The organism is Brucella cytisi (assembly GCF_038433355.1).
In the GTDB taxonomy this organism is placed as follows: domain Bacteria; phylum Pseudomonadota; class Alphaproteobacteria; order Rhizobiales; family Rhizobiaceae; genus Brucella; species Brucella cytisi.
Genome location: NZ_JBCAUP010000040.1, coordinates 16,882 through 32,500 on the forward strand (window position 1 = coordinate 16,882; position 15,619 = coordinate 32,500).

Below are 15,619 nucleotides of genomic sequence, written 5' to 3' on the forward strand. Positions count from 1 at the left end.
CGTTTCACACTTTTCGGGATAAGCTCTAGATTGAAGCTTTCGTGTCCCTGATCGTTGGAGCCATGCCGCAGTTCACCAGAAGAGTTTTGCAAGAGGCCAGTTGGGGGCTGCCAGCTTCCGTGGCGCTGCATCTGGTGCTGGCAACTCTGTTTCTGGTCCGCCTTCCGGCACTCCCTTCGCCCCCTTCGGAACAAAGCGTTAATGTGGAGCTGGTTCAACCGCCGCCCCCTGAGAAGAAGCCTCAGCAACAGGCCCCGAAGACGCCCGAACAGGCCGCACCCCCACCGCAGCCACAGGCATTCGAATCTGCGGCGGCGAAGCAGGAGGTAAAGTCACCACCGGAACAGGACCTGCCGCCAACCACACCTGAAGAAGCGCAAAAACCGAACGAGCCCTCCAAGGCTGATGAGGCGCCGGATGCTGACAAGGCGGAAGAAAAGCCTTCTGCGACAGAGGCTGAGCCAGCCGAACAGCTTCTTCAGGCCGAGAAGCCGGTCGAATCCGGTCAAGCCGCCGCAGAAAAAGCGCAAACTGCACCGAGGCAAAAGGCCGACGCTCCCAAACCGGCAACACCGGCCAAAAAACTGACGCGGGCGCGCGAAATCTATTCGAAGGAAGCCATGTCAGATCCTCGTGTGAAACAGGCATTGGGAAAGCTTGCGCCGAAGGACCGGATCATCCAGATTTGCGGTATCGAAGCGCTTGAACAAGTACGCCGCCATCAACCCGGTGCCTTTCCGGATATGCTCGCGCGCGAAGGTGGCTCCGTTTCAACCAGCGGCCTGACCGTCAGCGACGGCGCGTTTCGCAGCCAACGCAAATGGTATGCGATCGACTTCACATGCAAGGTCGATGCGGAAACGATGGTGATTGGCTCTTTCAGCTACAACATCGGCAGAGCAATTCCAGAAAGAGAATGGGCCGGACGGCAGCTTCCAAGGGACTAGAACGCATTCTGAAAGATTTGAAACGGCTTTCGGATAAGATGCGCGCCGAAACAAACATTTAGAGCAGTGATTTCAGACCTCTGTCCGCTCGCTCCAAATGAACATGCACGTATCCACAACAGGTGTTGCAACGCACCACGCTTCAGGCTTTAGTGTGAACAACGATCCCTTCCCTATGGAGATTTTCACTGCGCGGCATTGATTTCAGCTCCTGGCAAAGTCTGACAGCCACTTTGTTCGGTCTGGCGCTTTTTACACTGATTGGCGTTGGCATCCGTCTACTTATGATGTTGACAATACAACAGCGGCGCGAACGCATGAATCGCCAGATCAATGAACGGCTGAAAACACTCATCGCCGCCTATAAGACGCTTGGCGGTTCGTTTACCGGTGACCTTGCCGTCGATCCGCGCCATTTGCGCGAGTTGCGGCATCCACCCGAAACGGAAGAAGCCGGTACCGTCGAGATCGTTGCGCATTCCGAGCGCCGCCGACGTATTCGCGATTCTGTCGAAGCAGCACTTTCGGATGTTTTTCTCTTGGGGACTCAAGAGCATGTGAGGCTTGCAGAAAAGGCGGCACGGGAACTGGTGGCAGGACGCCCGATTCATACAGATGAGCTGGTCAGATCATTGCGCAGCTTCATTCGCACCGCCCTTGATCTTGATTCCATCCCGCTCGACCTGCAAATCCCGTCTCAGGGTCCGACACGACCATCCAGCGGCGGCGGACGCAATAAGGATGACCGGGCGAAGGGCGAAGGCGGGAAAGGCGGCAGCATGGGAATGGGCGGTGGCACGGGTGGCGGTATGGGACTCGGAAGTACCATCGACGACGATGCGGCATCGGGACATCGAACATGAAAATGTCGTCTATGCGATGTATCACCAGCCCGTCATTTTCAAACGAGACGACATAACTGAATTTCAAGGAGACTGGCATGAGTGTGCATTTTGCCCCGCAACTAACCGTGTGTGGAATTCAGGAACTACCCGAACAGCGGACGCGCAAAGTCACACATGTACTTTCGTTGGTTGATCCCGACCTTCCGGAACTGGATGCGTTTCAGACTTTCGAGCAACACCATCGTGTAACGCTGCGTTTTCACGACATCATTAACGCTGCCGACAACCACACAATGCCGACGCCCGACCATGTGAATGCGATCCTACAGTTCGGCTCGGAATTCCAGGCAGCACAAAACCCGCAGGCTCCGAGCCATCTGCTAGTCCATTGTCATATGGGCGTGTCGCGCTCGACAGCCGCCATGGTTTCGCTTATGGCGCAGGCCAACCCGGACGAGACGGCAGAAAGCCTGTTTACGCGCCTGGTTGCCATTCGCCCTCAGGCATGGCCGAACTCCCAGATGATCGGCTTTGCCGACGAACAGCTCGGACGTAAAGGCGAACTGACCGCCGCATTGCGCAAGCATTATGGACGCCAGATTGAACGCACCCCTCAGTTTACCGAATTGATGAGGAGACTGGGCCGTCAGTCCGAACTGCAGATGGCACTGCGGGATTGACCCGGGCCTTCAAAGCATATTGTTCAGTTTGAACCTCCCTCCCCGTCAAGCTTCGTAGCCTTGCCGGGCGGCGTCAGCGGTTCAGGAACAGGAACGCCGGTAAGCAGTTGATCGGCTCCCGAATAAATATCGCCCTGCACCTGTGCCGTCAGTCGTTCAGCATCACGCATGCGAATATCGCGCAATGTGTCCTCCGCAAGACTTTCATCCATGCCAAGTTCGCAAAGCGCTTCCTTTCCAAAAAGCAGCGCGGATTCGAACGTTTCGCGCAGTTCGAAATCCACCCCCGCCTTCAACAGCTCGATGGAATGCGTGCGGTCGTAGGAACGCACCATGATCTTTGCTGCCTGGAAATGAGATTTGACCAATTCCACGATCCGGTTGGCCGTCTTTCGGTCATCCACGCATATCATGATGACTTCCGCCCCGTCAGCGCCCGAATGATGCAGGATGTCGAGCCGCGATCCATCGCCATAGAATATCTTGAAACCGAACCGCCCGGCTTCGCGGATGCGGTTGGGATCAGCTTCAATAATCGAAACATCCGATCTCTGGGCAAGGAGCAATTGCGCCGCGATTTGTCCGAAGCGCCCGAAGCCAATCATCAATACCCGACCTTTGAGATTGTGAGCGGATTCAATGCCTTCGAGAGACGGCGCTTCCTCGCGCAAAAGCCGCGACCCCAGAAGCAGCACGAAAGGCGTCACGGCCATCGACAGAATGATGACGGTCGAAAACAGCGCGTTGTCGCGTGCTGAAAGCAACCCGTTACCGAATGCCGACGTGTAGAGCACGAAGGCGAATTCGCCGCCCTGCGCAAAGAGCAGTGTCCGTTCGAGCGCCGAACGATGGCTGGAGCCGAAAATGCGGGCGACGGCATAGATGCCGATTGCCTTTGTAATCACATAGGCGATGAGGAAAATGAGAACCGAGGGCCAGTCAGATGCGACCACACCAAGATCGAGCGACATGCCCACAGCCAGAAAGAACAGCCCCATCAGGAGCCCCTTGAACGGCTCGATGTCGCTTTCGATCTGATGCCGGTAACTGGAGCCGGACAACATCACCCCCGCCAGGAAAGCGCCCATCGCCATGGAAAGGCCGCTCGCTTCCATAAGCAAGGCAGCGCCCAGTACGACGATCAAGGCACCAGCCGTCAGAACCTCACGCGCCCTCGCACGCGCCAGCAAAGAAAAGAATGGATCAAGCAACCAGCGCCCGACAGCAATCAGCAGCAAAATTGAGCCAATGGCCGTCGCAATACCCAAGATTCCGCCGGATTCGTGCTGGGAAGGTGAAAGGAAGGCGACAAGCGCCAGCAGCGGCACGATCATCAGATCTTCGAGCAGGAGGATGGAGACGGCCTTCTGACCGTCCGGCGTGGCGATTTCCCCACGTTCCTGCAACATCGACATGATGACGGCTGTGGACGACAGCACGAAACCGGCTCCCGCGATCAGGGCCGTTATCGGAGTCAGGCCAAGAAGAACCCCTGCCCCAGTCAGAAGGGCGATACAGCCCAGAACCTGTGCAAGACCGAGACCAAATATCTGCTGCCGCATCGTCCAGAGCTTGCCGGGGCGCATTTCAAGTCCGATGACGAACAGGAACATGACCACGCCAAGTTCGGAGAAATGCAGGATCGTGGCGGGGTCGGTGAAGAAGCCGAAGACCGAGGGCCCCACCAGCGCACCGGCAGCGAAATATCCCAGCACAGAACCGAGGCCCAGTTTCCGAAACAACGGCACCGCCACAACACCGGCGGTAAGCAGAACCACAGCAGGCCCGAGTGTCTGTCCAAGTCCTTCAGTCGCCATATGGTCTCCGTGTCAGGATCTGTTCGTTATGTTTCACCAATATACTAAGTCAATAAAAACTGAACAATTAACGCATTTCCGTCAACCGGATTCAAACTTCGTCCGTGATGTGGCCGCAGAGATGATTATGGCTTATATTTCATGCGGTTAGATAGAACGGAGCAAGAATGAACCTGATCGCCCATGTGGAAATACCGGTGGCAAATCTCGAAAGGGCAATGCAATTCTACTCCGCAGTGTTCGGAGTGACTTTTGGTCACGTCGTTACGATACATGGAAACAGAATGGCCTATTTCCCTTTTAAAGAAGGCAAGGACGGCGCGAGTGCCGCGCTCGCCGAAGGCGACGCCTATGTTCCAACCGTGCATGGCGCGATCATCTATTTCAATGTCGATGAAGTGGACGCCGTCATCAACAAGGCCGTGCAAGAGCGCAGCGAAATGCTGTTCCCGAAGACACCGGTTGGAAACGGCTTTGTCGCGGAGATCAGGGACAGCGAGGGCAACCGGATTGCGATCCAGACTACCTGATATCTAAACCGGTCTTGCAAGCAGGCCGGTTGCAAGCGATTGAAAAGCATCAATCGCCTTCGAAAGAACCGCTTTTGGATCGTCACTGGCTGCAATCCAGAGTGCCGCATTCAATGCGGCCCCGTTGAGCAGCCGTGCGGCGGCTTCAGGGTCGACCGGTTTTAACACGCCTTGCTCTATTAAAAGAGCGATCTTTTGCCGGGACGCCTGCAGACAACTGTTCTGGCTCGGCCATTGTGACGGATCGCCGAGAAACGCCGGTCCATCAAGCAGCACGATGCGCTGGATATCAGGATCAAGTGCCGCCTCGATATAGGCAACCCCCTCTGCCAGAAGCCCCTCCCACAGATTATCCGCCCGCACAGCAATCGCTTGCGCACGTGTGGCCATTTCGCCATCCATTTGACTGACCACAGCAGCCAGCAGCCCGCGCTTGTCTCCAAAATTATGGTAGAGAGCACCGCGCGTCAGGCCGACCTGCGCAGTCAGTTCATCCATCGAGGCGGCGGCATAGCCCTTTTCCGCAAAAGCCTTCCGGGCTGCCACAATCAGCTTCACTCGGTTTTCTTCCATCGCCTTGATGCGCAGGTTCATGGCCATCATCACACCCTTTTAATATACGATCCGTATATGATTTGACATACAGTCCGTATATGATTATTTGATATACGCAACGTATATCAAATATGCCGACTGCTTGTGAAGCTGCAGATACAAAAAACTTCCGACACCCCACACCTCAGCATGAAAAGGAAAACGAAAATGACCAAAAGAGAAACCATTTTCCCCGCCGGCCGCAGTGCCCTTTATGACAAGCATCGTTATTCTGCCGCGATCCGCTCGGGCGATCTGCTGTTCGTCTCCGGTCAGGTCGGAAGCCGCATCGACGGCACGCCCGAACCGGATTTCGATAAGCAGGTTCAACTCGCTTTCGATAATCTTGAAGCGACCCTAAAGGCAGCCGGAGCGACCTTAGACGACATTATCGACTTAACCTCGTTTCATACCGATCCCGAGAACCAGTTCGAAACCGTCCTGCAGGTCAAGGACCGGATTTTCAGCGCTCCACCCTTCCCCAACTGGACTGCTGTCGGCGTCAACTGGCTTGCCGGTTTCGATTTTGAAATCAAAGTTATCGCTCGCATACCCCAATAGGGACAGCCATATGCCGGAGCGGCTCGTTCCGGCAACGGCCATTCGCACATTCCAATACAATTTGATTTGCAATTCAAATTATCTCGTGTCTTAATGACCTCATGATTTCAGACACTCCCCGCTTTCAATTCGGTATTCGCTTTTCACTGCTGGCGCGGCGCTGGCGGCGTGCGCTCGACATCCGGCTTGCCCAAGCCGGGCTGACTGATGCGACCTGGGTTCCTCTTGTCCATCTTCACCAGACCGGTGGCGGTTTGACACAAAAGGAACTGGCTGCCCTCGTCGGGATAGATGGGTCCAGCCTCGTGCGTCTTCTCGATATTCTATGCCGGCAAGGTCTGGCAGAGCGCCGCGTCGATGAAAGGGATAGTCGTGCAAGACTGGTTCATCTGACGGCGCAAGGGGAAAAGCGCGTCACCGAAATCCGTCAGGAGCTGGCAAAAGGCGAACAAGAAATGCTCGCTGATTTGTCGGACGATAACATTACAACGATGCTTCGAAACTTCGACAGCATTGAACGCCGACTGACGCTGATGCAATTCGATCGCGAGCAGGATCGAGAATAATGAAAGTGGACGGATCTTTTTCAGGACGGCGCCACGCCGCTTATAACCTCTTGAAGCCGCAGCAGTTTCGGGAAAGCATCGCCCTCGCTCTCCAACCTTCGCTTAGAAACTCGTCGCTTGCCGGGCTTCAGGCCGCCGCCACGATCGCTATCGCGCTTCCGCTGGTCAGCCTGTCTTCGTGGTCGCATCTGATCGGGTTTGCCTCGCTTGGCTCGCTCGTCGCACTATTTGGCCGGTTTGCTCCCGAAGCAAAACGCGAATGGATCGTCTTCCTATGCGCGATCTGCCAGACGCTCGCGGTGTTTTTCATGTCGCTAGCCACATGGGTTGGCCTGCCCCTGCCCGGCCAGCTTCTGCTGCTGGCACTTTTTGCGGGCATATTCTCTTTCACCACCATTACCGGAAAATTCGGACCGCCCGGCGCGCTCATATTCATCTTCGCAGCCGGTGCCGCCATGGCGCCGCTCGGGTCGTTTTTCGATGTCTTCGAGCGCACCGCTGCAACGGCAATCGTCTCAGCGCTCGCTTGCCTGATCTGTGCCCTGACCGAGAGATTTCGTCGTCCGGCGTCGCCGGAAAAACCGTTTCCGTCCGAGCCGTCACGCCCAACCGCTCACCGGCTTATTGCCGCAGCTCGGATTTCTCTGGGTGCCGCAATTACTGCCCTGACCGCTTATGCTCTCGGCGCCAGCCACCCGGCCTGGGCGGCCATGGGCGCTGTCGCCGTGATGCAGGGCGCGCATCTGCACATCAGCATGAATCGGGCCTTGCAGCGCATGGCTGGCACGCTTCTGGGCGCTTTGATTACATGGCTGGTGCTTGCACAAGGCCCCAGCCTCTGGTCTGTCATTGCAATTCTGGCCGGACTGCAATTCGCCACCGAGGTCATTATCGGCAGCAATTATGCGCTGGGACAGATCTTGGTGACGCCGATGGCGCTTTTGATGACCTATCTCGCAACACCGGGAGTACCGCACGACGGCATGATTTCCGAACGTATCCTCGATACGTTTCTGGGGGCCGTTCTGGCGATCACCTTCGCAGTCGTTTGCTCCAACCGCGATGACAGGATTTTCCTCGCAGAACACCGGACCCGTAATTAGACCGCGTTGCGATCTGATTGCATCAAATCGGCACGTCTCAACTGTTTGTTTTTAAGCACACCTTATCCCAAACCGTTTCACACTTTTCGGGATGCGCTCTAATCCGGCAAAAGAAAAAGGCGCCTTGCGGCGCCTTTTTGCTAACTTACCAATCGGCCCAGCCATATCAATATGCAGGCACCGATAAAGCCCGCGATCAGATAGCCCAGCCAGCCGCCGAACGAAACACCGAGAAATCCGAAGATAAAACTCGCTACGGCTGCGCCGATGATACCGAGAATGACATTCATGAATATCCCGGTATTGCTGTTCATGAAATTGGAGGCAATCCAGCCGGCCAAGCCGCCTATGATGATCGCCGCAATCCAGCCAATTCCTGCGCTTCCCATCGGGAACCCTCCTGATTACAATCCGGCGGGTACTTTACCGCCATTATCCTTGAGTTTCTGGATGACCTGCTTGTGCAGCCAGACATTCATGGTCGCGGAATCGCCTGTGTCGCCGGTATAGCCCAGTTCCTTGGCGAGCTCCTTGCGGTGCTCCAGACTGCTGTCGAGGCCAAGAGCTTTCATCAGATCGACGATAGAAGTTTTCCAGTTGAGCTTCTGGCCGCTTTTGACAACGGCAGCGTCCAGAATGGCGCCTACGTCGACAGCACCCGTAGATGCAGGTGCGGATTCAGATGGTGCCGGAGCGGCAGCGCTTGGCGAAGCGGTTGGTGTCGGAGAAGGCTGTGCAGCCGTTTCCGTCTCAGGAGTTGCCGCTTGTGCCTCTCCCCAAATGGCGTTCTTGATCTTATCGAAAATCCCCATAATGAACTCCAATCGTTGAAAACCGATATGCCCCCAAACTCCCGACTCGTGACGACCGGAAACCTGGACACAGCAAATCATCCGGTGATTCCCAGATAAACGCTCGAACTAAATGAATCTGAAGCCATTTTGTTCCCGATAAAGATGCAGTTGAAAGTTTCTTGCGCGTTTCGGCTGGTATTGGAGTGAGCTGGGCGGCACAAATCCGGGAACAAAGATAAGCTCAGCGATCTACACCGGACATATCGCCAGCACGAAATACTCCTCTATGTTGTACTGCATCAGCCACGGACAAGGGGAGCTGCCGCGTGGACAAGCAGCTTGTTACGTTCAATACCGGTTCTTCGACCATCAAGGTCGGCATGTTCGCTTATGACGGGCAGCAAATTCGAAAGTTATCGCGGGGCGAGATCGATCTGAGCGGATCGCCTCTGACCTTTCGGTTGAGTGGCGATAACGGACAGCTGGAGGTTGCTTTGGCGACCAAGGGCACCGACGATATCGTTACCATTCTGGAAGAATTGTTCACAAAATTGTCTGCCCATATCAATCCGGCAGACATTCACGCCGTTGGCCATCGCGTCGTCTTTGGCGGAGATCAATTCGACGGGCCGGTATTGTTAAACGACAAATATATCGACACCATTGATCACTTGTCCGTTTTCGCTCCGCTTCACCAACCGAAAAGTGTAGCGCTGATAAAAGCTGTCCGGAAGCTCCTGCCGCATCTTGCGCAAACGGCATCCTTCGACACTGCCTTTCATCAGACCATACCAAGTACAGTCCGGCGCTTTGCAATTCCACGCGACCTCCACGAGCGCGGAATAAAGCGATATGGCTTTCATGGCTTGTCCTACAAATCCATCGTCACAAACTTTTCCCGACGGGAGCCCGAGCTCGCCCGCGGAAAAATCATCGCAGCTCATCTGGGAAGCGGAGCCAGCTTATGCGCCATGGACGGCGGCAGAAGCGTTGACACCAGCATGAGCTTTTCAACGCTTGATGGAATTCCGATGGCAACCCGTTGCGGAGCCCTCGATCCGGGTGTTCTTCTTCATTTGTTGCAACAGGAAAATATGCAAACCGATGAACTTTCTGAACTGCTCTATCATCGCTCCGGTCTCCTCGGCCTTTCTGGATTGAGCGGCGATACGCGTGTTCTGCTCGCAAGCGATGACGCTCAAGCTCATGAAGCTCTCGATATATTCACCGCGCGCATAGCTGGCGAAGTCTGCCGGCTTGCCGCAACACTCGGCGGCCTCGATGCGCTCATCTTCACCGCAGGTATTGGCGAGCACCAACCGGCAATCCGTGAAGCGATCTGCAGACGTCTCGCCTGGCTTGGCTTTGAAGTCGACGCATTCGCCAACGAAGACAATGCTTTCCAGATCACGAACCGATCCTGTCCAGCCGCAGCATTTGTGCTGGCCACAGACGAAGAACAGATCATCGCCTCCGAAACACTGGAAGCCATTCAGAACGCTGCTGTCAGCTACGTGCGCCATGACAGCCCAACAATCAGCGAAGGAGACAGAGCATGAACAACGAAAACGCCAAGGGCCCCTTATCGCCACGGCAGCTTGCGCTGATCGACCGTTATTGGAGAGCGGCGAACTATCTCTCCGTCGGGCAGATTTACCTTATGGAAAATCCCTTGCTGCGCAAACCGCTGAAGCCGGAGCACATCAAGCCGAGATTACTCGGCCATTGGGGCACGACGCCCGGCCTCAACTTCATCTATGCGCATCTCAATCGCATCATTCAGGAAAGAAATGCCAACATGATTTATGTATGCGGACCTGGTCACGGCGGCCCGGGCATGGTGGCAAATACTTATCTCGAAGGCACTTACTCTGAAATCTATCCTGTCATCAGCGAGGACCAAGCGGGCATGAGCAAACTGTTTCGGCAGTTTTCCTTTCCCGGCGGCATACCAAGCCATGTCGCGCCAGAAACGCCAGGATCGATCCATGAAGGCGGCGAACTGGGATATGCACTGGTCCACGCTTACGGCGCTGCTTTCGACAATCCCGATCTGGTTGTCGCTTGCGTGGTTGGCGATGGTGAAGCAGAAACGGGAACGCTGGCAACTTCGTGGCATTCCAACAAGTTTCTCAATCCCGCGCGCGACGGTGCCGTGCTGCCAATCCTTCATCTAAACGGGTATAAAATCGCAAACCCCACCATCCTTGCCCGTCTTTCCGATGATGATCTGTCCGATCTCTTCAGGGGTTACGGCTACGAGCCTTTCTTCGTCGAGGGCAGCGAACCTGTAGCTATGCATCAGAAAATGGCGGCAACACTCGATACGATTTTCATGCGGATCGAGCAGATCAAAAAGAATGCCAACGTAAAATCGCCGGAACGTCCACGCTGGCCAATGGTCATTCTTCGAAGCCCGAAAGGCTGGACCGGTCCGAAGGAAGTCGACGGCCTCATCGTCGAGAATTATTGGCGCTCGCATCAGGTGCCAGTCGCCAATTGCCGCGAAAATGATGCGCATCGCAAAATTCTTGAAGACTGGATGAAAAGCTACGATCCAGAGGATTTGTTTGACGAAAAAGGTGTATTGAAGCCTGAATTGCGCGCACTTGCCCCGAGGGATGCAGCGCGCATGGGCGCCAATCCGCATGCAAATGGAGGATTGCTGCGCAAGGAACTGCATACGCCCGACTTCCGCCAATATGCCGTCGATGTGAGCGAACCGGGAGCGATGGAAGCCCAATCCACCAAAATACTTGGCGAATATCTGCGTGACGTGCTCAAGCTGAACGAGCAAGTGAAGAATTTTCGTGTTTTTGGCCCAGATGAGACCGCCTCGAACCGTCTCAGCGCCGTCTTCGATGCCAGTGACCGCGTATGGATAGCCGAAACCCTTGACATCGACGACCATCTTTCGGCCGACGGTCGTGTTATGGAAGTATTGAGCGAGAACTTATGTCAGGGCTGGCTTGAGGGCTATCTGCTGACCGGAAGACATGGATTTTTCTCCTGCTACGAAGCATTCATCCACATCGTAGATTCCATGTTCAACCAGCACGCAAAATGGTTGCAGGTTGCCCGCGAGTTGAAATGGCGAAAGCCCATCTCATCTCTCAACTATCTCCTGACTTCTCACGTGTGGCGTCAAGATCACAATGGCTTTTCACATCAAGACCCCGGTTTTGTCGACCTTGTCGCCAATAAAAGCGCCGATATCATCCGCGTCTATTTCCCACCTGATGCCAACACATTGCTGTGCGTCGGTGACCATTGTCTGAAAACCTGGAACCGCATCAACGTTATTGTTGCGGGAAAGCAGCCGGAACCCCAATGGCTATCGATGGAAGAAGCCGTACACCACTGCGAAGCTGGTCTCGGCATATGGGACTGGGCTGGAACCGAGGACGGTCTGGAGCCAGACATCGTCATGGCCTGTGCGGGTGATGTTCCAACGATGGAAACCCTTGCCGCGGTCGATCTTCTGCGTCAAGCGTTACCGCACCTGCGTATGCGGGTAGTCAATGTCGTGGACCTGATGGTTCTCCAGTCACAGCAACATCACCCGCATGGCATTGCTGACGATCAATTCGACGGTATTTTCACAACCAACCGGCCAGTGATTTTCGCTTATCATGGCTATCCCTACCTCATTCACCGGCTTGTCTATAAGCGTACAAATCACCCGAATTTTCACGTACATGGCTTCATTGAACAAGGGACGACGACAACACCATTCGATATGACAGTTTTAAACGAACTGGACCGCTTTCATCTCGCAATCGGTGCAATAAAGCGGCTGCCGCTCAGTAATGATGTTGCTGCGCCCCTGATTGCCGGATTCGAGGAGAAACTAGCGCTTCACAAGAGCTACGTCCGCGAACATGGTGAAGACATGCCGGAAATCCGCGACTGGAAATGGCCGTATACGAGAACCGGACAAGCAGAGTAGTGAATCTTTGATCAATTCCAGCTCTGATCTTTGCTTCTGTCTTCCTTTGATAGGCAGGTGGTTTGATAGCTTAAACAGGTTGGTCTGTGGCTATGCTGGTCGCTTGGAAGATTGCGGCGGCTTAAACGCCAAAACCCCGCAGCATAACTACGGAGTTTTATTTTGGTTGCGGGGGCAGGATTTGAACCTGCGGCCTTCAGGTTATGAGCCTGACGAGCTACCGGGCTGCTCCACCCCGCGCCATGGGTGTTTTGTATATATTTGAGAAGATGATTTGATTTGTGTTCTTGGCAGACCTGGCAGCGACCTACTCTCCCGTGTCTTGAGACAAAGTACCATTGGCGCTGGAGCGTTTCACGGCCGAGTTCGGAATGGGATCGGGTGCAGCCGCTCCGCCATAACCACCAGGTCGGCGAAGAACACAAAATTTGAGAAGCTGGTTGTCTTTCGTGCTTTTGTCATCATCAAGCTTCGCTTGATGGATATTGTAAATGGGAGTGATCAAGTCGATCGAGCTATTAGTACCGGTAAGCTACATGCGTTGCCGCACTTCCACACCCGGCCTATCAACGTGGTAGTCTTCCACGGCTCTGATAGGGAATACTCGTTTTTAGGTGGGTTTCCCGCTTAGATGCCTTCAGCGGTTATCCCGTCCGTATATAGCTACCCTGCTATGCCGTTGGCACGACAACAGGTCCACCAGAGATACGTCCATCCCGGTCCTCTCGTACTAGGGACAGATCCTATCAATATTCCTACACCCACGGCAGATAGGGACCGAACTGTCTCACGACGTTCTGAACCCAACTCACGTACCGCTTTAAATGGCGAACAGCCATACCCTTGGGACCTGCTCCAGCCCCAGGATGCGATGAGTCGACATCGAGGTGCCAAACAACCCCGTCGATATGGACTCTTGGGGGTCATCAGCCTGTTATCCCCGGCGTACCTTTTATCCGTTGAGCGATGGCCCTTCCACGCGGGACCACCGGATCACTATGACCGACTTTCGTCTCTGCTCGACTTGTCAGTCTTGCAGTCAGGCAGGCTTATGCCATTGCACTCGACGAACGATTTCCGACCGTTCTGAGCCTACCATCGCGCGCCTCCGTTACTCTTTAGGAGGCGACCGCCCCAGTCAAACTACCCACCATACACGGTCCTGGACCCGGATAACGGGCCGCAGTTAGACATCCATATAGGCAAGGGTGGTATTTCAAGGATGACTCCACAATGGCTGGCGCCACTGCTTCAAAGTCTACCACCTATCCTACACATGCCGACACGAATGCCAGTGTAAAGCTATAGTAAAGGTGCACGGGGTCTTTCCGTCTAACCGCAGGAACCCCGCATCTTCACGGGGAATTCAATTTCACTGAGTCTGCGTTGGAGACAGCGGGGAAGTCGTTACGCCATTCGTGCAGGTCGGAACTTACCCGACAAGGAATTTCGCTACCTTAGGACCGTTATAGTTACGGCCGCCGTTTACTGGGGCTTCAATTCAATGCTTGCACATCTCCTCTTAACCTTCCAGCACCGGGCAGGCGTCAGACCCTATACGTCGTCTTGCGACTTCGCAGAGCCCTGTGTTTTTGGTAAACAGTCGCTACCCCCTGGTCTGTGCCACCCCCACCTGGTTGCCCAAATGGAGGTCACGCTTCTTCCGAAGTTACGCGTGCATTTTGCCGAGTTCCTTCAACGCAGTTCTCTCAAGCGCCTTGGTATTCTCTACCAGTCCACCAGTGTCGGTTTAGGGTACGGTCTATATGCAGGAGCTATTTCCTGGAACCGCTTCGCTGCAAGATCAATCCAATAAGACCTTACAACACACGCGATCCGTCACTACCTGCAGGCCCACGAATATTAACGTGGTTCCCATCGACTACGCCTTTCGGCCTCGCCTTAGGGGCCGGCTAACCCTGCTCAGATTAACTTTAAGCAGGAACCCTTGGACTTTCGGCGAGGGAGTCTCTCACTCCCTTTATCGTTACTCATGTCAGCATTCTCACTTCCGATACCTCCAGGATGTCTCACGACTGTCCCTTCACAGGCTTACGGAACGCTCCGCTACCACGCACAAATGTGCATCCACAGCTTCGGTGTATGGCTTGAGCCCCGGTACATTTTCGGCGCAAAGACCCTTATTTAGACCAGTGAGCTGTTACGCTTTCTTTAAATGATGGCTGCTTCTAAGCCAACATCCTGGTTGTTTTGGGATCCTCACATCCTTTCCCACTTAGCCATAACTTAGGGACCTTAGATGGTGGTCAGGGTTGTTGCCCTCTCCACGACGGACGTTAGCACCCGCCGTGTGTCTGCCCAGTAGTACTCCCCGGTATTCGGAGTTTGATTAGGATCAGTAAGACGGTGAGTCCCCATAGCCCATTCAGTGCTCTACCCCCGGGGGTATTCGCTGGACGCTCTACCTAAATAGATTTCGCGGAGAACCAGCTATCTCCAAGTTTGATTGGCCTTTCACCCCTAGCCACAAGTCATCCCGATCTATTGCAACAGATATGGGTTCGGTCCTCCAGTACGTGTTACCGTACCTTCAACCTGCTCATGGCTAGATCACTTGGTTTCGGGTCTAATGCATCGAACTGAACGCCCTGTTCAGACTCGCTTTCGCTGCGCCTACACCTACCGGCTTAAGCTTGCTCGATACACTAAGTCGCTGACCCATTATACAAAAGGTACGCTGTCACCCAGGACGAACCTTGGGCTCCAACTGTTTGTAGGCATCCGGTTTCAGGTACTGTTTCACTCCCCTCGTCGGGGTGCTTTTCACCTTTCCCTCACGGTACTGGTTCGCTATCGGTCATGCACGAGTACTTAGGCTTGGATCGTGGTCGACCCATGTTCAGACAGGATTTCACGTGTCCCGCCCTACTCAAGGACAACAGGTGTTCTACGTGTACGGGGCTATCACCCACTTCGGCAAACCTTTCCAGGTTCTTCCACTTTATTCCCTATTGCCACTGGCCTGGTCCGCGTTCGCTCGCCACTACTAGCGGAGTCTCGTTTGATGTCCTTTCCTCTGGGTACTTAGATGTTTCAGTTCCCCAGGTTCGCTTCTAACACCCTATGTATTCAGGTGTAGATACCTTATTACGATAACTAGAAAGTTGAACTGTTCTTGCTCACGCTGTCGCAGCTTGCGCTGCTTCGCTCCGCAGGCGCGGTTCATTCGAACCGACGACCTGGCGGTCTGTATGGGCTCTCACCCATGCAGT

The 15,619-nt window shown here is 54.6% G+C and carries 13 protein-coding genes, 1 tRNA gene and 2 rRNA genes (1 of these 16 cut by a window edge); 9 read left to right on the forward strand and 7 right to left on the reverse strand.

Annotated features, from left to right (window positions below):
* The first annotated feature begins 62 nt into the window (after positions 1-62).
* The 3 genes from AAE521_RS25135 to AAE521_RS25145 all read left to right on the forward strand — a co-directional run bounded on the left by AAE521_RS25135 (position 63) and on the right by AAE521_RS25145 (position 2,472).
* A complete protein-coding gene (locus AAE521_RS25135) occupies positions 63-947 on the forward strand; it encodes a DUF930 domain-containing protein (protein WP_342062869.1) in 885 nt (294 codons plus the stop codon).
* Positions 948-1,264: 317 nt separating this feature from the next.
* Positions 1,265-1,810: a hypothetical protein gene (locus AAE521_RS25140; RefSeq protein WP_342062861.1), complete on the forward strand. Its 546-nt coding sequence runs from the start codon at positions 1,265-1,267 to the stop codon at positions 1,808-1,810.
* A gap of 77 nt (positions 1,811-1,887) precedes the next feature.
* Positions 1,888-2,472 (forward strand): tyrosine phosphatase family protein, encoded by a 585-nt coding sequence (locus AAE521_RS25145; RefSeq protein WP_071634257.1) that lies wholly within the window; start codon positions 1,888-1,890, stop codon positions 2,470-2,472.
* A gap of 23 nt (positions 2,473-2,495) precedes the next feature.
* Here the strand turns inward: AAE521_RS25145 and AAE521_RS25150 are convergent, their stop codons facing one another.
* Positions 2,496-4,289: a monovalent cation:proton antiporter-2 (CPA2) family protein gene (locus AAE521_RS25150; protein ID WP_342062862.1), complete on the reverse strand. Its 1,794-nt coding sequence runs from the start codon at positions 4,287-4,289 to the stop codon at positions 2,496-2,498.
* 167 nt (positions 4,290-4,456) lie between these two features.
* Here AAE521_RS25150 and AAE521_RS25155 point away from each other — a divergent pair, with 167 nt between their 5' ends.
* Positions 4,457-4,819 carry a VOC family protein gene (locus AAE521_RS25155; protein WP_342062863.1) on the forward strand — a complete coding sequence of 121 codons (363 nt, stop codon included), beginning with the start codon at positions 4,457-4,459 and terminating at the stop codon, positions 4,817-4,819.
* A gap of 3 nt (positions 4,820-4,822) precedes the next feature.
* Here AAE521_RS25155 and AAE521_RS25160 read toward each other — a convergent pair whose 3' ends face one another.
* Positions 4,823-5,419, reverse strand: coding sequence for a TetR/AcrR family transcriptional regulator (locus AAE521_RS25160; protein ID WP_342062870.1), 597 nt, complete (start codon positions 5,417-5,419; stop codon positions 4,823-4,825).
* Positions 5,420-5,581: 162 nt separating this feature from the next.
* Between AAE521_RS25160 and AAE521_RS25165 the strand changes: the two genes are divergently transcribed.
* From AAE521_RS25165 to AAE521_RS25175, 3 genes are all read left to right on the forward strand, one after another.
* Positions 5,582-5,974: a RidA family protein gene (locus tag AAE521_RS25165; protein WP_342062864.1), complete on the forward strand. Its 393-nt coding sequence runs from the start codon at positions 5,582-5,584 to the stop codon at positions 5,972-5,974.
* Between the two features lie 101 nt (positions 5,975-6,075).
* Positions 6,076-6,540, forward strand: coding sequence for a MarR family winged helix-turn-helix transcriptional regulator (locus tag AAE521_RS25170; protein ID WP_342062865.1), 465 nt, complete (start codon positions 6,076-6,078; stop codon positions 6,538-6,540).
* Positions 6,540-7,643: an FUSC family protein gene (locus tag AAE521_RS25175; protein ID WP_342062866.1), complete on the forward strand. Its 1,104-nt coding sequence runs from the start codon at positions 6,540-6,542 to the stop codon at positions 7,641-7,643. The genes AAE521_RS25170 and AAE521_RS25175 overlap by 1 nt, the downstream gene beginning before the upstream one ends.
* A gap of 140 nt (positions 7,644-7,783) precedes the next feature.
* Here AAE521_RS25175 and AAE521_RS25180 read toward each other — a convergent pair whose 3' ends face one another.
* Positions 7,784-8,032, reverse strand: a complete 249-nt coding sequence (locus AAE521_RS25180) for a GlsB/YeaQ/YmgE family stress response membrane protein (RefSeq protein ID WP_010659353.1) — start codon at positions 8,030-8,032, stop codon at positions 7,784-7,786.
* 15 nt (positions 8,033-8,047) lie between these two features.
* Positions 8,048-8,455 (reverse strand): DUF3597 domain-containing protein, encoded by a 408-nt coding sequence (locus tag AAE521_RS25185; protein WP_071634243.1) that lies wholly within the window; start codon positions 8,453-8,455, stop codon positions 8,048-8,050.
* Positions 8,456-8,763: 308 nt separating this feature from the next.
* Between AAE521_RS25185 and AAE521_RS25190 the strand changes: the two genes are divergently transcribed.
* Together AAE521_RS25190 and AAE521_RS25195 are read left to right on the forward strand one after the other, a co-directional pair.
* On the forward strand, positions 8,764-9,996 hold the full coding sequence (locus AAE521_RS25190; protein ID WP_342062867.1) for an acetate/propionate family kinase: 1,233 nt from the start codon (positions 8,764-8,766) through the stop codon (positions 9,994-9,996).
* Complete coding sequence (locus AAE521_RS25195) at positions 9,993-12,386, forward strand: phosphoketolase family protein (RefSeq protein ID WP_342062868.1); 2,394 nt, start codon at positions 9,993-9,995, stop codon at positions 12,384-12,386. The genes AAE521_RS25190 and AAE521_RS25195 overlap by 4 nt, the downstream gene beginning before the upstream one ends.
* 163 nt (positions 12,387-12,549) lie before the next feature.
* Here the strand turns inward: AAE521_RS25195 and AAE521_RS25200 are convergent.
* The 3 genes from AAE521_RS25200 to AAE521_RS25210 form a co-directional block, all read right to left on the reverse strand.
* Positions 12,550-12,626, reverse strand: a tRNA-Met gene (locus tag AAE521_RS25200).
* Between the two features lie 54 nt (positions 12,627-12,680).
* Positions 12,681-12,795: ribosomal RNA gene (gene rrf, locus AAE521_RS25205) — 5S ribosomal RNA — on the reverse strand.
* Positions 12,796-12,883: 88 nt separating this feature from the next.
* A 23S ribosomal RNA gene (locus tag AAE521_RS25210) occupies positions 12,884-15,619 on the reverse strand (it continues 168 nt past the right edge of the window).

Coding starts and splice junctions, on each gene's coding strand:
- AAE521_RS25135 (WP_342062869.1), top strand. CDS start 63: ATGCCGCAGTTCACCAGAAGAGTTTTGCAAGAGGCCAGTTGGGGGCTG.
- AAE521_RS25140 (WP_342062861.1), top strand. CDS start 1,265: ATGAATCGCCAGATCAATGAACGGCTGAAAACACTCATCGCCGCCTAT.
- AAE521_RS25145 (WP_071634257.1), top strand. CDS start 1,888: ATGAGTGTGCATTTTGCCCCGCAACTAACCGTGTGTGGAATTCAGGAA.
- AAE521_RS25150 (WP_342062862.1), bottom strand. CDS start 4,289: ATGGCGACTGAAGGACTTGGACAGACACTCGGGCCTGCTGTGGTTCTG.
- AAE521_RS25155 (WP_342062863.1), top strand. CDS start 4,457: ATGAACCTGATCGCCCATGTGGAAATACCGGTGGCAAATCTCGAAAGG.
- AAE521_RS25160 (WP_342062870.1), bottom strand. CDS start 5,419: ATGGCCATGAACCTGCGCATCAAGGCGATGGAAGAAAACCGAGTGAAG.
- AAE521_RS25165 (WP_342062864.1), top strand. CDS start 5,582: ATGACCAAAAGAGAAACCATTTTCCCCGCCGGCCGCAGTGCCCTTTAT.
- AAE521_RS25170 (WP_342062865.1), top strand. CDS start 6,076: ATGATTTCAGACACTCCCCGCTTTCAATTCGGTATTCGCTTTTCACTG.
- AAE521_RS25175 (WP_342062866.1), top strand. CDS start 6,540: ATGAAAGTGGACGGATCTTTTTCAGGACGGCGCCACGCCGCTTATAAC.
- AAE521_RS25180 (WP_010659353.1), bottom strand. CDS start 8,032: ATGGGAAGCGCAGGAATTGGCTGGATTGCGGCGATCATCATAGGCGGC.
- AAE521_RS25185 (WP_071634243.1), bottom strand. CDS start 8,455: ATGGGGATTTTCGATAAGATCAAGAACGCCATTTGGGGAGAGGCACAA.
- AAE521_RS25195 (WP_342062868.1), top strand. CDS start 9,993: ATGAACAACGAAAACGCCAAGGGCCCCTTATCGCCACGGCAGCTTGCG.